This window comes from Virgibacillus sediminis (genome assembly GCF_042643265.1).
GTDB classification, from domain to species: Bacteria; Bacillota; Bacilli; order Bacillales; family Amphibacillaceae; genus Virgibacillus_O; species Virgibacillus_O sediminis.
The window spans coordinates 45634-62082 of sequence record NZ_JBHRRZ010000034.1 but is presented as its reverse complement, the minus strand read 5'-3'; the positions used below and the strand labels follow the sequence as shown (position 1 = coordinate 62082).

Below are 16449 nucleotides of genomic sequence, written 5' to 3'. Positions count from 1 at the left end.
TTCGAGGTGGAAGCGTGGTGACACGTGGAGCTGACGAATACTAATCGATCGAGGACTTAACTACATTCTTTACCATGTCACGGTATTTACTCTTATTTAGTTTTCAGGGTGCAAATCAACCCTATAAAGAAAGTTGTCTGGCGGCGATGGCGGAGAGGCCACACCTGTTCCCATGCCGAACACAGAAGTTAAGCTCTCCAGCGCCGATGGTAGTTGGGACTTTGTCCCTGCAAGAGTAGGACGTTGCCAGGCAACAGAATTTAAAAGCTAAGGTACAATTGTATCTTAGCTTTTTATTTTATTTTTATATTCAAAGCATATATTAGTATAAAAGGGCAATATGATTTATAATTCGTATAATAATCACTTTTAAGGGAGGTGTGGTAGTTGGAAACAATAATGAATGAAGTATTTCAAGAAGATTTGGATATAATGGTTATCCGCTTGCTTATCGCATTGGTATTATCAGGTATTATAGGATTTGAAAGGGAACTGAATAACCATTCTGCCGGTTTCCGTACCCATATCCTTGTGGGTGTCGGAGCATGCCTGATGATGTTGTTGTCGATATTTGGGTTTGAAGAATTTATGCAGCAATATGATAATGTGAGATTTGACCCGGCAAGGATTCCTTCCTATGTAATCAGTGGGATTGGTTTTCTAGGTGCAGGCACTATCATTGTCTATGGCGGAACTATTCGAGGTTTGACTACTGCAGCTTCCATATGGGCAGTTGCGGGAATCGGCCTTGTGGTAGGCGCAGGCATGTATGGGCCCGCTCTATTCACTACTTTAATTATCCTTATCAGTCTTGTCTTTTTAAATAATTTGGAAAGAATGTTCACAAAAGGCCATTCCACTAATATAGTAGAAATAGTAGCCCTTTCCGACTTGGAGATTCATGAAGTGATCAGTATCATGGAACATTACAAATTGAATGTCCAAAACGTGGAGATCCTTAAAGCGGAGCATAATCTTCGAAAGATATTCATAAAGACGGATCGGCTGAAAGATATGGAGAAAATCGCGTTATTTGAAGAAATATCCCGATTAAATGAAGTGAGAAACATTTCAGAACTTAAATAGCTTGCTTGCCTCCCCTAGACCTTACACAAATAGTTGCTGTAAGGTTTTTTCTTTTTCTTTTTTGTCTAGACTGTACATAGAAGACAACACATACTATTTGCAACTTGCTTTTTTTCCCGTATAATAAGAGTATAGTCAAAGATAGTCAAAGTCAAAAAGAAGTAGCAAGGAGGCGGGGTGCCGTGAGTAATATTTCTGATGTAATAGAACAGTATCTAAAAAAAATATTACAGGCAGATGGGCAGAATGTCATCGAGATAAAGCGCAGCGAGATTGCGGATCAATTCCAGTGTGTCCCCTCGCAGATTAATTATGTGATTAAAACGCGTTTCACAGTGGAAAAAGGGTATATAGTAGAGAGTAAACGTGGTGGAGGCGGATATATCCGCATCATGCGGGTAATACATCAGGATAAATCGGAATTAATAGATGAGGTTATTGATATGATTAACCCTTCTGTTACCCAGCAGGCAGCAGTTGATATAATGGGCAGGCTTATGGAGGAAAAACTAGTGACAGAGCGTGAAGCCAAGCTGATTATGAGTGCAGTCGACCGAACCACATTAGCTTTTCAACTGCCTTTACGTGATGAGATCCGAGCGCGTGTTCTAACTGCAATGCTTTCCACATTGAAATTTCTGAATGAGTAAGGAGGCTGAAGAAGCATGGATTGTCAGGAATGCCATAATCGACCGGCCACTGTTCACTTAACACAAGTCGTCAATGGCAATAAAACGACTGTGCACGTATGTGGTGTATGTGCAAAAGAAATGGGCTACATGAATTCTCCGGAGGAAGGCTATTCCCTTCAGAATCTGCTTTCTGGGCTGTTTAACTTTGACCCAGGTGGCCTGGGCCCACAAAAAGACCAGCCATACCAGCAATCGAAGGAGGTACAGTGCCCCGGTTGCAAAATGACTTTTTCAGAGTTCCAGCGCGTTGGCAAATTCGGGTGTGCTTCCTGCTATGAAACTTTTTCTTCAAGACTCGATCCAATATTCAGGAGGGTACATTCAGGAAATACCCAGCATTCCGGGAAAATCCCAAAACGCCAGGGCGGTGACTTGAAAAAGAAGAAACAACTGGAAAGCTATAGAGAGCAATTAAAAACCCTGATAGAGGAAGAAGAATTTGAAGAAGCTGCTAAGGTTCGCGATAAAATCAGGGAACTGCAGACGGGAAATGGTGAAAAGGAAGCGGGTGACGAAAACTGATGGCATTGGAAGATTTTATGAAACAGGCAATAAGTCCCTGGATGCGTGAAAATGGACCTGACAGCGATATTGTACTAAGCAGTCGTATTCGGCTGGCGAGGAACTTTTCTAATGTCGCGTATCCAATCCTTGCCGATCATAAAAGGCTCGAGGAGATCCATGATTTTTTTAAGAAGGAATATGACGGACAGTCTTTTGATGACGATCGGAACTTTTCTTTTATTTCTATGCAGGAAGTCAGCTCCATCCAAAAAAGGGTATTGGTTGAAAAGCATCTGATCAGTCCTCACTTGGCAAAAAACAGTCAAGCAGCTGCTGCACTCATATCCGAGAATGAACAGGTATCCCTTATGGTGAACGAAGAGGACCATATTAGGCTTCAAGTCTACTTCCCGGGGTTTCAATTACCGGAGGCCCTCAAGAAGGCATCCGCCTTGGACGACTGGTTTGAAGAGAAAATTGATTATGCTTTTGATGAAACAAGAGGATATCTGACCAGCTGTCCTACGAATGTGGGGACAGGTATGAGGGCCTCTGTCATGATGCATTTACCTGCACTGGCCATCACTAAACAGTTGAATCGGATGACCCCGGCGATTAACCAGCTAGGCCTAGTGGTCCGCGGTATTTATGGAGAAGGCAGTGAAGCCCTTGGGAATCTTTTCCAAATCTCCAACCAGATAACCCTAGGAAAATCTGAAGAAGATATTGTTGGAGATTTACAAAGTGTTGTGAAACAATTGATAACACATGAAAGGAATGCACGCTCCAGGCTATTGGAGCAGTCCAGCACCGAGGTGGAAGATCGTATCTTCCGTTCATATGGGGTTCTTGAGTACAGTAGAATCATGGAATCCAAAGAAGCGGCGAACCGTTTATCCAATGTACGGCTGGGAATTGATTTAGGCCTCATAAATAACGTGTCCAGAAATATACTGAATGAACTGGTCATCCTTACCCAGCCGGGTTTCCTGCAGCAATATGCAGAGCGGAAATTATCTGCTGGAGAGCGGGACGTGTTAAGAGCTTCTTTAATCCGTGAAAGACTGCAATTAGAAAAGTAGATGGGAGGAAAATTTATATGATGTTTGGACGATTTACGGAAAGGGCGCAAAAGGTATTAGCTTTATCACAGGAAGAAGCAGTTAGGCTGGGCCATAACAATATAGGTACGGAACATATTCTCTTAGGCCTGGTCCGTGAAGGAGAAGGCATTGCGGCTAAAGCTCTGCAGTCTCTGGGAGTTGAAGTGTCCAACATTCAAGAACAGGTGGAGGAACTGATTGGCGTCGGCAAGCAGCCAATGCAGTCTATTCACTATACACCAAGAGCCAAGAAAGTAGTGGAGCTATCGCAGGATGAAGCAAGGAAGCTGGGACATTCCTATGTAGGAACTGAGCATATCCTCCTTGGCCTAATTCGTGAGGGAGAAGGAGTTGCAGCCCGTGTACTGAACAACCTTGGTGTGAGTCTGAACAAGGCAAGGCAGCAGGTGCTTCAGCTTCTTGGCAGCAATGAATCCCAAAGTGGCCGGCAGGGCCGTAATGGGCAGCAGTCCAACGCCAGCACACCAACTCTGGATTCCTTGGCGCGAGATCTGACCGTGATAGCCAAAGAAGGCAAAATTGACCCGGTAATCGGACGATCCAAGGAGATTGAGCGTGTCATTCAGGTGCTAAGCCGCCGAACTAAAAACAACCCTGTCTTGGTTGGGGAGCCTGGTGTAGGTAAAACGGCTGTTGCAGAAGGGTTGGCACAGCAAATCGTTGATAATGAGGTGCCGGAAATCCTTCGTGATAAGCGTGTAATGACGCTCGACATGGGAACCGTCGTGGCAGGCACTAAATATCGTGGTGAATTTGAAGACCGTCTCAAAAAGGTAATGGAGGAAATCCGCCAAGCTGGCAATATCATTTTATTCATTGACGAACTGCATACCTTGATTGGAGCTGGAGGTGCAGAGGGTGCCATTGACGCTTCCAATATCCTCAAGCCTTCCCTTGCTCGCGGTGAACTTCAATGCATCGGGGCAACCACCCTGGATGAATATCGCAAATATATAGAGAAGGATGCCGCTCTAGAACGGAGATTCCAGCCAATCCAGGTTGATGAGCCAACTATGGAGGAAACTATACAGATATTGAACGGTCTTAGGGACCGTTACGAGGCTCACCACCGGGTCACCATCACGGACGAAGCTATCGAGGCTGCAGCACACCTTTCCAATCGGTACATTACAGATCGTTTCCTCCCGGACAAGGCAATTGATTTGATTGATGAGGCAGGTTCGAAAGTGCGTCTCCGTTCCTATACTGTCCCGCCAAATCTGAAAGAGTTAGAACAGAAGCTGGAGGAAGTCCGAAAAGAGAAGGATGCGGCAGTCCAAAGCCAGGAATTTGAAAAAGCTGCTTCTCTTAGGGATTCTGAGCAGCGACTTCGCGAAGAGCTGGAAGAAACGAAGAAGCAGTGGAAAGAGAAACAAGGGCAGACAGCTTCAGAAGTAACAGTAGAAGACATTGCCAGTGTAGTATCCATCTGGACAGGCGTACCTGTATCTAGGCTGACCAAGGATGAAAGCGAGCGTCTGCTTCATATGGAAGAGACTCTGCATAATCGGGTGATAGGTCAGGAAGAAGCGGTAAATGCCATTTCAAAGGCTATACGCCGTGCCCGTGCCGGGTTAAAAGATCCAAAGCGCCCAATCGGTTCATTTATTTTCCTGGGGCCAACCGGTGTAGGGAAGACAGAGCTTGCCCGCGCTTTGGCAGAGACGATGTTTGGTGAAGAAGAGGCCATGATTCGAATTGATATGTCAGAATACATGGAGAAACATTCCACTTCCCGTCTGGTTGGTTCACCTCCTGGTTATGTAGGCTATGATGAAGGAGGCCAGCTTACGGAGAAGGTACGGACAAAGCCATATTCCGTTGTATTACTGGACGAAATTGAAAAAGCGCATCCCGAAGTCTTCAATATTCTGCTTCAGGTATTGGAAGACGGACGGCTGACCGATTCGAAGGGGAGATTGGTGGATTTCCGTAATACCGTACTGATTATGACCTCCAATGTAGGAGCGAGTGAACTGCGCAGAAACAAGCATGTCGGTTTTAATCTTGAAGACGAAGATCAAGATTATAAAGATATGAAATCGAAAGTGATGGATGAAATGAAGAAGGCGTTCCGTCCGGAATTCCTCAACCGTATTGATGAAACCATCGTCTTCCATTCACTGGAGAAAAAGCATATGAAAGATATCGTTACTTTACTAGTGGAACAGCTGCGTAACAGGCTGAAGGAACAGGAAATTGAGTTTTCTCTCACGGACAAAGCCATTGAAAAAATTGCTAATGAAGGTTTTGACCCAGAGTATGGCGCCCGCCCATTACGCAGGTCCATTCAGAAAAACATTGAGGATTTGTTATCGGAAGAGCTCCTTAAAGAAAATATCAATAAAGGTGAAAAAGTTAAGATCGGTCTTAATAACAAAGGAGAATTCACGATTCTCCCATAAAAGGACATCGAGGGGAAAAGCCGGAAGCATGAGTCTTCTGGCTTTTTGCCTAAATGAGGGATTTTTGCAAAAAAAGTGGCTAAATGTGGCATGCTTATGGAAAATATCTCATAAATTGATAGGAAGCTGTAACCTTATGAATTAACAATTTGTCCTATAATAAAGATATAGAGAAAGAAAGGATCGAGTTCTTTGGCAAAACGCAAAACGAAATATGTATGCCAGGATTGCGGCTATGAGTCAGCAAAATGGATGGGGAAATGCCCTGGCTGCAACAATTGGAATACAATGACAGAGGAAATGATGGCTGGAAATTCCGGGCAGCAGCGGCTTTCAGGTGGTATCGGCTCCCGTTCTGTCAAATCCGAAAAGATAACTTCCATCGAGTCCCAGGAGGAACCGAGGATTACGACAAATATGGAGGAATTGAACCGTGTACTCGGCGGAGGGATTGTGCCCGGCTCACTTGTATTGGTAGGGGGTGACCCGGGAATTGGGAAATCTACTTTGCTATTGCAGATTTCTTCTCAGCTGGCCGGAAAGGGGCTCCCTGTTCTCTACATATCCGGAGAGGAGTCTACAAGGCAGACTAAGCTACGGGCCGACCGGTTAGGTATTAAAACAGATTTATTGTATGTACTCTCAGAGACTAATTTATATGACATTTCCAGACAGATTGAAGAAGTGAAACCGTCCTTAGTAGTTATAGATTCCATCCAGACAATATTTAGGGAGGAAGTCTCCAGTGCACCTGGCAGCGTCTCACAGGTCCGCGAAACTACAAGCGAGCTGATGAAAATTGCCAAGACAAGCGGGATTCCCATTTTTATTGTCGGCCACGTAACGAAGGAAGGTGCCATAGCAGGACCGAGGCTTCTGGAGCATATGGTAGATGCGGTACTCTATTTCGAAGGGGAAAGACACCATACGTACAGGATTCTCCGTGGCGTTAAAAATAGATTTGGCAGCACCCATGAGATGGGGATTTTCGAGATGAAAGAGGAAGGCCTACGTGAAGTAATGAACCCTTCTGAAATCTTTCTGGAAGAACGTTCAGAGGGAGCTGCGGGGTCCACGGTTGTTGCTTCGATGGAAGGGACCAGGCCGGTACTGGTAGAAATACAGGCATTAATCTCTCCTTCTAGTTTTGGGAATCCCCGCCGGATGGCTACCGGTATTGATAATAACCGGGTGCCGCTTTTGATGGCAGTACTGGAAAAAAGGGTGGGGCTGATGCTTCAGAATCAGGATGCGTACATTAAAGTAGCAGGCGGTGTAAAGCTTGATGAGCCTGCCATTGACTTGGCCATCGCTGTAAGCATTGCATCGAGCTTCCGGGACCAGCCGACCAAACCGGATGATATCTTCATCGGAGAGGTAGGCCTTACAGGGGAAATCAGGCGGGTATCAAGGATTGAACAGCGAGTTCAGGAAGCGGCAAAGCTTGGTTTCAAGCGTGTTTTCTGTCCCGCAAAGAACCTGGACGGATGGAAAGCTCCTGAGGGACTGGAAATAGTTGGTGTGAATACAGTTCAGGAAGCCTTGGATTTAGGCGTTTCCCGGTAACGGATCTGTTTGTATGGAGTGCTAAAAGAATATCTTCCCAAATATGACACAGGCTTTTCATATTGGAGTGGTTATTTTTAGTTTAAAAAGGTAATAATAAGGTTAGGAGGTGACAGTGGTGCTTAAATTGATTGTTCACTTATTTTTTGTTGTTTTAGGTGGTACCATTGGGTATTTGTATATACCGTATATTATTAATCTGCTTGATTTTACAGAAGCGAGCTGGGTTGCATCCCCCTATTTAGGAATGGTTGTCGGAGCAATTATATTCTTTCTTCTTTCGTACTGGCTTGCAGATTATTCCGTAGGTTTTTTGAAATGGGTGGAGGATGCGCTGATCAAGCTTCCGGCCATTGATTTGTTTTTTGGAAGTGTAGGTTTGATTGTTGGTCTGGTTATAGCCTATTTTATAAACATGCCGCTTCAGGATATAAATATTGAAATTATTTCTCAGGTGCTTCCATTCTTTATTATGACTTTACTGGGTTATTTCGGGTTCCGGGTGGGCTTCCGACGGAGGGATGAGTTTGTCAATCTTCTGAATAAGAACCGCAAGGAAAGGGATAAGCGAAAGCCCGCGGAGAATGCTGAAAACAATCAGCCAACCGGGAAACCAAAACCCAAAATACTTGATACTAGCGTCATTATTGACGGACGAATTGCAGATATTTGCCAAACTCACTTTCTCGAAGGGACAATCGTTATTCCCCAATTTGTACTGGGTGAGCTGCAGCATATTGCGGATTCTTCCGATACTCTGAAACGTAATCGGGGCCGTCGAGGGCTGGATGTCCTAAACAGGATGCAAAAAGAACTGCCGGTAGAAGTAGAAATCTACGAAGGGGATTTTGAGGATATCCAGGAAGTGGACAGTAAACTGATCAAACTGGCAAAAGTAACTGATGGCGTGGTTGTTACGAATGATTTCAATCTTAATAAGGTTTGTGATCTACAAGGTGTTCCGGTACTGAATATCAATGATCTGGCTAATGCTGTAAAACCGGTTGTATTGCCGGGAGAAGAATTGGCTGTTCAAGTGATCAAGGACGGGAAAGAACATAACCAGGGAGTTGCCTACCTCGATGATGGAACAATGATTGTTGTCGAAGAGGGAAGGAATTATATCGGCAAGACGATAGAGGTTCTGATTACAAGCGTGCTGCAGACATCTGCCGGTCGTATGATTTTTGCTAAACCAAAATTACTTGAAAAAGCACAGTAAAAAGAGTATAACTTATAGAGGATATAGTAATTTATAAAAGTGATAACATGTGGATGTTATCACTTTTCTTAGCATTTATATAAAACATCTACCATCCATTTAGCTGTTTTTATAAAAAGAAAGGGGTAACATCATGACAAAGGAAGTTCGTGTTCGCTATGCACCGAGCCCGACCGGCAACCTGCATATTGGAAATGCGCGTACGGCGCTGTTCAACTATTTATACGCCAAGCACTTCGGTGGGAAATTCATCATCCGTATAGAGGATACAGATGATAAGCGAAATGTGGAAGGCGGCGAGCAAAGCCAGCTGAAATATCTGAAGTGGCTCGGTATTGAATGGGATGAAGGTGCTGATGTAGGCGGCGACTATGGTCCATACCGACAGATGGAACGCTTGGAAATCTACCAAAAGTACGTAGATGAACTGCTGGAAAAAGGACTTGCTTACAAGTGTTATATGACAGAAGAAGAGTTGGAAGCAGAGCGGGAAGAGCAGCGCCAAAAAGGCGAGGTCCCGAAATACTCGGGCGCTCATCGCAATTTGTCGGAAGAAGATATCAACCGCTTTGAGAAGGAAGGGCGCCAGCCAAGTATCAGGATGCGTGTGCCAGAGAACCATACTTATACATTCCCTGATATTGTCCGTGGCAATATCACCTTCGAATCAAGTGATTTCGGCGACTGGGTGATTGTTAAGAAAAATGGGATTCCAACGTACAATTTTGCGGTGGCTATTGATGATCACTTGATGCAGATTTCCCATGTACTGAGGGGAGAGGAGCATATTTCCAATACACCGAAGCAAATGATGGTCTATGAAGCATTGGGATGGGAACCTCCTCAATTTGGCCACATGACCCTCATTCTCAATGAGGAAAGAAAGAAACTGAGTAAGCGGGACGAGCATATTCTTCAGTTTATTGAACAATATGAGAAACTCGGCTATTTGCCTGAAGCTCTATTCAACTTTATTACTTTGCTTGGTTGGTCGCCAGTCGGGGAAGAAGAGATATTCAATCAGGAAACCTTGATTGATATCTTTGATCCGGACAGGCTGTCTACGTCCGCTGCGATTTTTGACAGACATAAATTAAAATGGATGAATAATGAATATATCAAAGCTGCAGACATTGAGCAGGTAATCGATTTGGCTATGCCTCATTTGATTGAAGCCGGCAGACTGCCTGCAGATATGGATGAGCGTACACGCGAGTGGGCCGAAAAGGTTGTCTCCCTTTACCGTGAACAACTGAGGTATGGAGCGGAAATCGTGGAGTTAACGGAGCTTTTCTTCCAGGATGAATTGACCTTTGATGAAGGAGCAATGGATGTACTCCAGCAGGAGCAGGTGCCTGAAGTGCTTCAAGTCTTCACAGATAAGCTGATCCACTTGGAGGATTTTGAAAAAGACTCCATCAAGGCGCAAATTAAGGCAACACAAAAAGAGACCGGACATCGCGGGAAGAAACTTTTCATGCCTATCCGGGTAGCAACCACTGGGCAGACACATGGCCCCGAATTGCCGTTGGCTATTGAGCTTCTAGGCAAAGAAGCTATTGTCCGCAGACTGGATAAGGTACTCAAGCAGCTGGGAGCTTAATGGTTCACATTCCGCCTAAAATGTAATATAGTAATTATAAATATTGGAACGTTGACAAGGAAAAGTAGGAAACAATTGACTTACCCAGAGAGAATCACATTTGCTGCGAGTGGTTTTAAGGATTGTTTTCGAAGTGCCCCTTCGAGTCCGGCATGGAAAGCTAGGAGTACATGTTGGCGGAACTCTCCCGTTATGAGAGCATTAAGCTGGGAGGAGAGTGTCCTTTGCTCCTCCAAACAGAGTGGAACCGCGCAAAAGCGTCTCTGTGTAGTCACTACACAGAGGCGCTTTTTTTATTGAGGAAACTACAATATTTAAAAGTAGCGGCTGACTGATGACAGGTATAATTACGTCCAAGCTGGCGATTAGTGGTTTAACGAGGCTTCTGGAGGCAATGGATTGTGTATAGCACGTACAGCGCTGACGGGGTGTCTCCACTTAGCTTTTTCGCCAACGCAGGAGGAACTGGGCCATATAGCCCAGCCTGTCTAGGCGTTTTCTTGTAATAATGGAAAGGGCAGTGAAAAATAGACTGATAAAAGGGAAGAAGGAGGAGAAACAATGGGCTTTTTCAGACGGATGAAAGAGGATATGGACGTAGTGTTTGAACAGGATCCAGCGGCAAGATCCTATATTGAGGTCATGCTCACCTATTCAGGACTGCATGCTGTTTGGGGGCATCGTATCGCCCATGCTTTCTACAAACGAAAGATGTTTTTCTTCGCCCGTCTCATTTCGCAAATCAGCCGTTTTATTACAGGTATAGAGATCCATCCGGGTGCTAAAATTGGCCGGAGATTCTTTATCGATCATGGGATGGGAGTTGTCATCGGGGAGACATGCGAGATTGGGGATAATGTCACCGTATTCCAAGGAGTCACCTTGGGCGGGACAGGAAAAGAAAAAGGGAAGCGCCATCCTACAGTGAAAGATAATGCGCTTATCTCAACGGGTGCCAAAGTGCTCGGCTCCATTACCATTGGGGAGAATGCAAAGGTAGGCGGCGGATCTGTCGTGTTGAAAGATGTCCCGGACCATGCCACTGTTGTAGGGATTCCTGGCCGGGTGGTCAAGCAGAATGGGGAAAAGATTAGAAGGGATCTAGATCATCATAAGATTCCCGATCCGGTTGCAGACCGTTGTGCCCATTTACAGAGGGAAATTGACGAATTGAGAGAAGAAATCGCCAGAATGAAAGAAGGGAAACAATATGTCGATTAAGGTCTATAATACATTAACAAGGCAAAAAGAGGCGTTTAAGCCATTGGAAGAAGGTAAGGTGAAGATGTATGTATGCGGTCCGACCGTATACAACTACATCCATATTGGTAATGCCCGTCCAGCAATCGTATTCGATAGCGTAAGAAGGTACTTGGAATATAAAGGATATGAGGTGGAGTATGTTCTAAACTTCACGGATGTAGACGATAAAATTATCAAAAGGGCGAATGAACTTGGTGAAGAGGTAAAGGCCGTAGCTGATCGTTATATAGATGCCTACCTGGAGGACGTCGGAGCTCTAGGGGTCAAGCAAGCTACTTACAACCCACGAGTAATGGAAACGATGGACGATATCATTGCATTTATTAAAGGGTTGATCGAGAAAGGTTTTGCTTATGAGGCTGGGGGCGATGTCTACTTTAAACCCCGTGCTTTTAAAGAGTATGGAAAGCTTTCTCATCAATCTATTGATGAATTGCGTTCCGGTGCAAGGATACAGGTAGGGGAGAAGAAAGAAGATCCATTGGATTTCGCCTTGTGGAAACAAGCAAAAGATGGCGAGGTTGCCTGGGACTCTCCATGGGGGCAAGGGCGGCCGGGCTGGCATATCGAATGCTCTGCAATGGCAAAAAAATACCTTGGTGAGACCATTGATATCCATGCCGGCGGGCAGGATTTGACCTTCCCACATCATGAGAATGAGATTGCCCAGTCGGAAGCAGGCAATGGTAAATCATTTGCGAGATATTGGATGCATAATGGGTATATTAATATAGATAATGAAAAAATGTCGAAGTCACTTGGTAATTTTGTACTGACCAGGGATTTGATCACACAGCATGATCCTCAAGTGATTCGCTTCTTTATGCTGAGTGTCCATTATCGCAATCCGATCAATTTCACAGAAGAGCTGCTGGAAAGCGCAAAAAACAGTCTTGAGCGTATTAGAACAGCTTATGTCAACTTGAAACACCGGAAGCAATCCAGTATGAATCTTGCGGGTGATGGCCAGCAGTGGCTGGATAAGATTGCACAGCTGAAGCAGCAGTTCGAAACAGAAATGGATGATGATTTTAATACAGCTAATGCGATTTCCGTGCTGTTTGATCTTACAAAAGAGGCAAATGTTTATCTGGAATCCAATCAAACAACCACAAAAGTGATCGATTCCTTCATGGAAACAGCTGAGTCATTTATGCAAGTGCTAGGGATTGACTTGGTACAGGAGGAAGAGCTGCTTGATGAAGATGTGGAGGCATTGATTGAGGAACGGACGGAAGCCAGGAACAAACGGGATTTCGCCCGGGCAGATGAAATTAGGGATATGCTAAAAGAGAAAAACATCATCCTGGAGGACACCCCTCAGGGAGTGCGTTGGAAGAGAGGATAGCTATGATCCAAGACGTCAGGCAGATGAAAAGCTTGGCCCTTGCCTACATGGGAGATGCTGTATTTGAAGTGCATGTACGCGAACACTTATTACAGTCGGGTCAGGTAAAACCCAATCAGCTTCATCAGAAAGCAGTGAGTTTTGTATCAGGGAAAGCACAGGCGGCCGTTGTCCTGCATTGGCTGGACAACGGGGTCCTTGACGAAGAGGAGGAGCGGGTGGTCGCAAGAGGCAGAAATGCCAAGTCCGGGTCGACGCCCAAGAACATCAGCATTCAAACTTACCGCTACAGTACTGCCTTTGAAGCACTCATTGGCTATCATTACTTATCTGGAAATAAGAAACGGCTGGAGGAACTGTTGGGCCAGGCGGTGGAATTCACTGAAGGGAGGAAACAGTAATGGATCAACAGCAAGAGATGATTATCGGCAAGAATCCCGTTCTGGAGGCTTTAAAATCAGGAAGGTCAGTAAATAAGGTGCTTGTTTCCGAACAACTAAATCCTAAAGTACAAGGGAAAATCATTCATCAAAGCAAGGAAGCGGGGACAATTGTACAGAAGGTTCCCAAGAGTAAACTGGACCAAGCGGCGTCCGGAAATCATCAGGGAGTCATTGCTTATGTAGCATCTTATCAATATGCTTCTATTGAAGACCTGTTTCAGAGGGCAGACGAGAACAAGGAGGAGCCATTTTTAATTATTCTGGACGAGTTGGAGGACCCACATAACTTGGGTTCCATCCTCCGCACTGCTGATGCTGCGGGGGTTCATGGCGTAATTATCCCAAAGCGCCGTTCTGTGGGGCTCACTGCTACGGTGGCAAAAACTGCAGCGGGGGCAATGGAGCACATTCCAGTGGTCCGGGTAACTAACATTGCCAATACAATTGATGAGTTGAAAGAGCGGAATGTTTGGGTTGTCGGAACAGAAGCGGACGCTACGGAAGATTATCGTCAATTAGAAGGGACGCTCCCACTCGCCATTGTCATTGGTAATGAAGGCAAAGGAATGAGCCGGCTGGTCAGAAAAAAATGTGATTGGACGGTAAGCCTCCCCATGAAGGGCGAGGTTTCCTCTCTTAATGCTTCTGTTGCATGCAGCCTTCTCCTGTACGAGGTGTACCGCAAAAGATCTCCGCTTGGTGAGGGATAATGAATATTCTGGTAGTGGACGGTTACAACGTCATAGGCGCATGGGGAGAACTGCAGAGGCTTAAAGAAAAGGATATGGCCCAGGCGCGCGACCGCCTTATTGGTTTGATGGCCGAGTATCAGGCATATACCGGAATGAGGGTTATCATCGTTTTCGATGCTTACTACGTAAGAGGTACAGCTTCCAAATTGGAAGCATATAAAGTTGAGGTCATTTTCACCAAAGAAAAGGAAACCGCCGATGAGTGTATCGAAAAACTCGTAAAAGATCTGAAGAACGTACAGAATCAGGTGTACGTCGTAACTAATGATTATACCGAACAACGCACGATCTTCAGCAGAGGAGCCTTGCGTAAATCGGCCAGGGAATTATTGATCGAATTAGGAAATATTGAAAGAGAGATTGAGGAGAATATCAAGACACATCAAAAGATGAAGCCGCAGACAAAAATAGCTTTGAGTGATGAAGTGTTAAAAAAGTTTGAAAAGTGGCGGAGAGGGGATACATGAGCGGTTCGGGTACGATTATTCCGCATGGTATCCCCTTTTTTGGCATTGACTCTTATAAAGCGCTTACTGTATAATAATTCTAAATTGACTGTACGTTCCGGGGGGGGCTTTGTGTTGAGTGTCAAGCAGTTAGCGGCGGAGGACCATAACTTAAGCATACTTGATGATGATGAACTACTTCGCCTGATTCATCAAGAGGACAGCAATGCGTTGGATTTTCTTATAAATAAATATAAAAACTTTGTATGGGCGAAGGCGCGGACTTACTTTCTGGTGGGAGCAGATAAAGAGGATATCATTCAAGAGGGAATGATCGGACTCTATAAAGCAATCAGAGACTATGATAAAGAGAAGCAGTCATCCTTTAAGGCCTTTGCCGAACTTTGTGTGACGAGGCAGATCATAACTGCAATCAAAACGGCTACCAGGCAAAAGCATATTCCCCTTAATTCATATGTTTCATTGGACAAGCCAATGTATGATGAAGAGACTGACAGAACTCTGCTCGACGTGATAGCCGGATCCAAAACGATAGACCCGCAGGAGCTGCTCATCAATAGAGAGAAATACGGAGATATGGAGAACAAGTTATCAGAGTTGTTGAGCGGCCTGGAAAAAAAGGTGCTCCACCTCTATTTAGACGGCCAGACCTATCAGGAAATCTCCGTGTTGTTGGACAGGCATGTCAAATCCATTGATAATGCCCTTCAGCGGGTGAAAAGGAAATTGGAGCAGCTCTTAGAAACAGAGAAGGTAAAATACTGACGGGGTGGGGAATTGGGCTCCGTTGACAGAGTGGCTGGTCCATGCTACATTAGAGTGTGTGTAAAATGAACCCTGAACGGGGTGAATCGATGAGAAAAAAAGTAATATTAGCGTGTGCAATTTGCAACAGCAGAAATTATTCTACAAATAAAAATGTATCCGCCCAGGACACACGTCTGGAAGTTAAAAAATACTGCAAAACATGCAGTAAGCATACATTGCACCGCGAGACAAAATAAGCGTCCGGTAAAGGCAGAGTTTAGGGGGTACAGGCATGTTCTCGTTTTTGAAGAATGTCTCCAGAGAGATGAAGAAGGTAAGCTGGCCAAAAGGGAAGGAATTGACTGCATACACGATAACGGTTATAACTACGGTGGCGTTTGTAGCGGTGTTTTTTGCAATTGTCGATTTTGGGATTTCCCAAGCTTTGAACGCTTTCTTTGAATAATTACTAGAAGATTATGCTATAATGAAAATAATATTCCTTTTATAAAACCCGGCAGCACGGGTTTTTTAAATTGCCTGAAATTAACAGCGAAGCAGATTGCAGATGCTGCAGAATAGATATCCGTTAATAAACATAAGGGAGGGAAGGGTGGTTGCCGCCCTGATCGAATGGAGAAAAACTGGTATGTCATTCATACTTATTCCGGGTATGAAAACAAAGTGAAGATGAACTTGGAGAAACGAGTGGAGACGATGGGCATGGAAGATAAAATCTTCCGTGTCATTGTCCCAGAAGATGAAGAGACGGAAATCAAGGACGGCAAACGGAAAGTGGTCAAGAAAAAGTCTTTTCCTGGTTATGTCCTGACAGAGATGATTATGACAGATGATTCCTGGTATGTTGTAAGGAATACGCCCGGTGTTACCGGGTTTATCGGCTCCAGTGGCGGAGGAGCCAAACCGACGCCACTGCTCCCCGGCGAAGCGGAGACAGTCCTTAAACGTATGGGAGTCGAAGATGCGCCAGTACAGCTGGATTTCGAATTGAAGGAGCATGTCCGGGTGACAGATGGGCCGTTTACAGATTTCACTGGGACGATCGAGCATATTGATATGGATAAGCAAAAAATCAAAGTGCATGTGAATATGTTTGGAAGGGAAACTCCGGTTGAATTAGACTTCAACCAAATAGAAAAACTCAGCTAAATCTAATACAATTCGATAAAAATCGGGAGGAGGGCTTGCATCATCTCCCGATTCATG

The 16449-nt window shown here is 44.8% G+C and carries 17 protein-coding genes, 1 rRNA gene and 1 other annotated feature; all 18 genes read left to right on the top strand.

The annotated features are described in order from the left end of the window. Positions 1-136 precede the first annotated feature (136 nt). The 18 genes from rrf (at position 137) to nusG (ending at position 16392) form a co-directional block, all read left to right on the top strand. A 5S ribosomal RNA gene (rrf, locus tag ACFODW_RS13365) occupies positions 137-252 on the top strand. Between the two features lie 180 nt (positions 253-432). Then, positions 433-1086 (top strand): MgtC/SapB family protein, encoded by a 654-nt coding sequence (locus tag ACFODW_RS13360; protein WP_390307268.1) that lies wholly within the window; start codon positions 433-435, stop codon positions 1084-1086. Positions 1087-1268: 182 nt separating this feature from the next. Further along, positions 1269-1736 carry a CtsR family transcriptional regulator gene (locus tag ACFODW_RS13355; RefSeq protein WP_390307264.1) on the top strand — a complete coding sequence of 156 codons (468 nt, stop codon included), beginning with the start codon at positions 1269-1271 and terminating at the stop codon, positions 1734-1736. 15 nt (positions 1737-1751) lie between these two features. Further along, positions 1752-2300, top strand: a complete 549-nt coding sequence (locus tag ACFODW_RS13350; RefSeq protein ID WP_390307263.1) for a UvrB/UvrC motif-containing protein — start codon at positions 1752-1754, stop codon at positions 2298-2300. Next, positions 2300-3364, top strand: a complete 1065-nt coding sequence (locus ACFODW_RS13345; protein WP_390307262.1) for a protein arginine kinase — start codon at positions 2300-2302, stop codon at positions 3362-3364. The genes ACFODW_RS13350 and ACFODW_RS13345 overlap by 1 nt, the downstream gene beginning before the upstream one ends. Before the next feature lie 17 nt (positions 3365-3381). Then, entirely contained in the window at positions 3382-5811 is a 2430-nt protein-coding gene (gene clpC, locus ACFODW_RS13340) for an ATP-dependent protease ATP-binding subunit ClpC (protein ID WP_390307261.1), read from the top strand. A 192-nt stretch (positions 5812-6003) separates the two neighbouring features. Beyond that, positions 6004-7377 (top strand): DNA repair protein RadA, encoded by a 1374-nt coding sequence (gene radA, locus ACFODW_RS13335; RefSeq protein WP_390307259.1) that lies wholly within the window; start codon positions 6004-6006, stop codon positions 7375-7377. Positions 7378-7495: 118 nt separating this feature from the next. Beyond that, positions 7496-8599 carry a PIN/TRAM domain-containing protein gene (locus tag ACFODW_RS13330; protein ID WP_390307258.1) on the top strand — a complete coding sequence of 368 codons (1104 nt, stop codon included), beginning with the start codon at positions 7496-7498 and terminating at the stop codon, positions 8597-8599. A 133-nt stretch (positions 8600-8732) separates the two neighbouring features. Then, positions 8733-10202 (top strand): glutamate--tRNA ligase, encoded by a 1470-nt coding sequence (gene gltX, locus ACFODW_RS13325; RefSeq protein ID WP_390307257.1) that lies wholly within the window; start codon positions 8733-8735, stop codon positions 10200-10202. A gap of 42 nt (positions 10203-10244) precedes the next feature. Next, positions 10245-10470 (top strand) — a binding site (T-box leader). Positions 10471-10763: 293 nt separating this feature from the next. After that, complete coding sequence (gene cysE, locus ACFODW_RS13320) at positions 10764-11423, top strand: serine O-acetyltransferase (protein WP_390307255.1); 660 nt, start codon at positions 10764-10766, stop codon at positions 11421-11423. Continuing rightward, on the top strand, positions 11413-12813 hold the full coding sequence (gene cysS, locus ACFODW_RS13315) for a cysteine--tRNA ligase (RefSeq protein ID WP_390307253.1): 1401 nt from the start codon (positions 11413-11415) through the stop codon (positions 12811-12813). The genes cysE and cysS overlap by 11 nt, the downstream gene beginning before the upstream one ends. Positions 12814-12815: 2 nt before the next feature. Then, positions 12816-13214, top strand: coding sequence for a Mini-ribonuclease 3 (locus ACFODW_RS13310; protein ID WP_390307251.1), 399 nt, complete (start codon positions 12816-12818; stop codon positions 13212-13214). Continuing rightward, entirely contained in the window at positions 13214-13966 is a 753-nt protein-coding gene (rlmB, locus tag ACFODW_RS13305) for a 23S rRNA (guanosine(2251)-2'-O)-methyltransferase RlmB (protein ID WP_390307249.1), read from the top strand. The genes ACFODW_RS13310 and rlmB overlap by 1 nt, the downstream gene beginning before the upstream one ends. Next, positions 13966-14475 carry an NYN domain-containing protein gene (locus ACFODW_RS13300; protein ID WP_390307247.1) on the top strand — a complete coding sequence of 170 codons (510 nt, stop codon included), beginning with the start codon at positions 13966-13968 and terminating at the stop codon, positions 14473-14475. The genes rlmB and ACFODW_RS13300 overlap by 1 nt, the downstream gene beginning before the upstream one ends. Before the next feature lie 114 nt (positions 14476-14589). Continuing rightward, a complete protein-coding gene (gene sigH, locus ACFODW_RS13295; RefSeq protein ID WP_390307245.1) occupies positions 14590-15240 on the top strand; it encodes an RNA polymerase sporulation sigma factor SigH in 651 nt (216 codons plus the stop codon). Between the two features lie 89 nt (positions 15241-15329). Next, the gene (gene rpmG / locus ACFODW_RS13290; protein WP_390307243.1) at positions 15330-15479 is read left to right on the top strand and encodes a 50S ribosomal protein L33; all 150 of its coding nucleotides are present in this window, start codon (positions 15330-15332) and stop codon (positions 15477-15479) included. Between the two features lie 35 nt (positions 15480-15514). Then, the gene (secE, locus tag ACFODW_RS13285; protein ID WP_390307241.1) at positions 15515-15688 is read left to right on the top strand and encodes a preprotein translocase subunit SecE; all 174 of its coding nucleotides are present in this window, start codon (positions 15515-15517) and stop codon (positions 15686-15688) included. 167 nt (positions 15689-15855) lie between these two features. Beyond that, a complete protein-coding gene (gene nusG / locus ACFODW_RS13280; RefSeq protein WP_390307239.1) occupies positions 15856-16392 on the top strand; it encodes a transcription termination/antitermination protein NusG in 537 nt (178 codons plus the stop codon). Positions 16393-16449 lie beyond the last annotated feature (57 nt).

Bases quoted from the DNA above. Each gene is read 5' to 3' on its own strand.
- ACFODW_RS13360 (WP_390307268.1), top strand. From the start codon at position 433: ATGGTTATCCGCTTGCTTATCGCATTGGTATTATCAGGTATTATAGGA.
- ACFODW_RS13350 (WP_390307263.1), top strand. From the start codon at position 1,752: ATGGATTGTCAGGAATGCCATAATCGACCGGCCACTGTTCACTTAACA.
- ACFODW_RS13345 (WP_390307262.1), top strand. From the start codon at position 2,300: ATGGCATTGGAAGATTTTATGAAACAGGCAATAAGTCCCTGGATGCGT.
- clpC (WP_390307261.1), top strand. From the start codon at position 3,382: ATGATGTTTGGACGATTTACGGAAAGGGCGCAAAAGGTATTAGCTTTA.
- gltX (WP_390307257.1), top strand. From the start codon at position 8,733: ATGACAAAGGAAGTTCGTGTTCGCTATGCACCGAGCCCGACCGGCAAC.
- cysE (WP_390307255.1), top strand. From the start codon at position 10,764: ATGGGCTTTTTCAGACGGATGAAAGAGGATATGGACGTAGTGTTTGAA.
- cysS (WP_390307253.1), top strand. From the start codon at position 11,413: ATGTCGATTAAGGTCTATAATACATTAACAAGGCAAAAAGAGGCGTTT.
- ACFODW_RS13310 (WP_390307251.1), top strand. From the start codon at position 12,816: ATGATCCAAGACGTCAGGCAGATGAAAAGCTTGGCCCTTGCCTACATG.
- rlmB (WP_390307249.1), top strand. From the start codon at position 13,214: ATGGATCAACAGCAAGAGATGATTATCGGCAAGAATCCCGTTCTGGAG.
- ACFODW_RS13300 (WP_390307247.1), top strand. From the start codon at position 13,966: ATGAATATTCTGGTAGTGGACGGTTACAACGTCATAGGCGCATGGGGA.
- rpmG (WP_390307243.1), top strand. From the start codon at position 15,330: ATGAGAAAAAAAGTAATATTAGCGTGTGCAATTTGCAACAGCAGAAAT.
- secE (WP_390307241.1), top strand. From the start codon at position 15,515: ATGTTCTCGTTTTTGAAGAATGTCTCCAGAGAGATGAAGAAGGTAAGC.
- nusG (WP_390307239.1), top strand. From the start codon at position 15,856: ATGGAGAAAAACTGGTATGTCATTCATACTTATTCCGGGTATGAAAAC.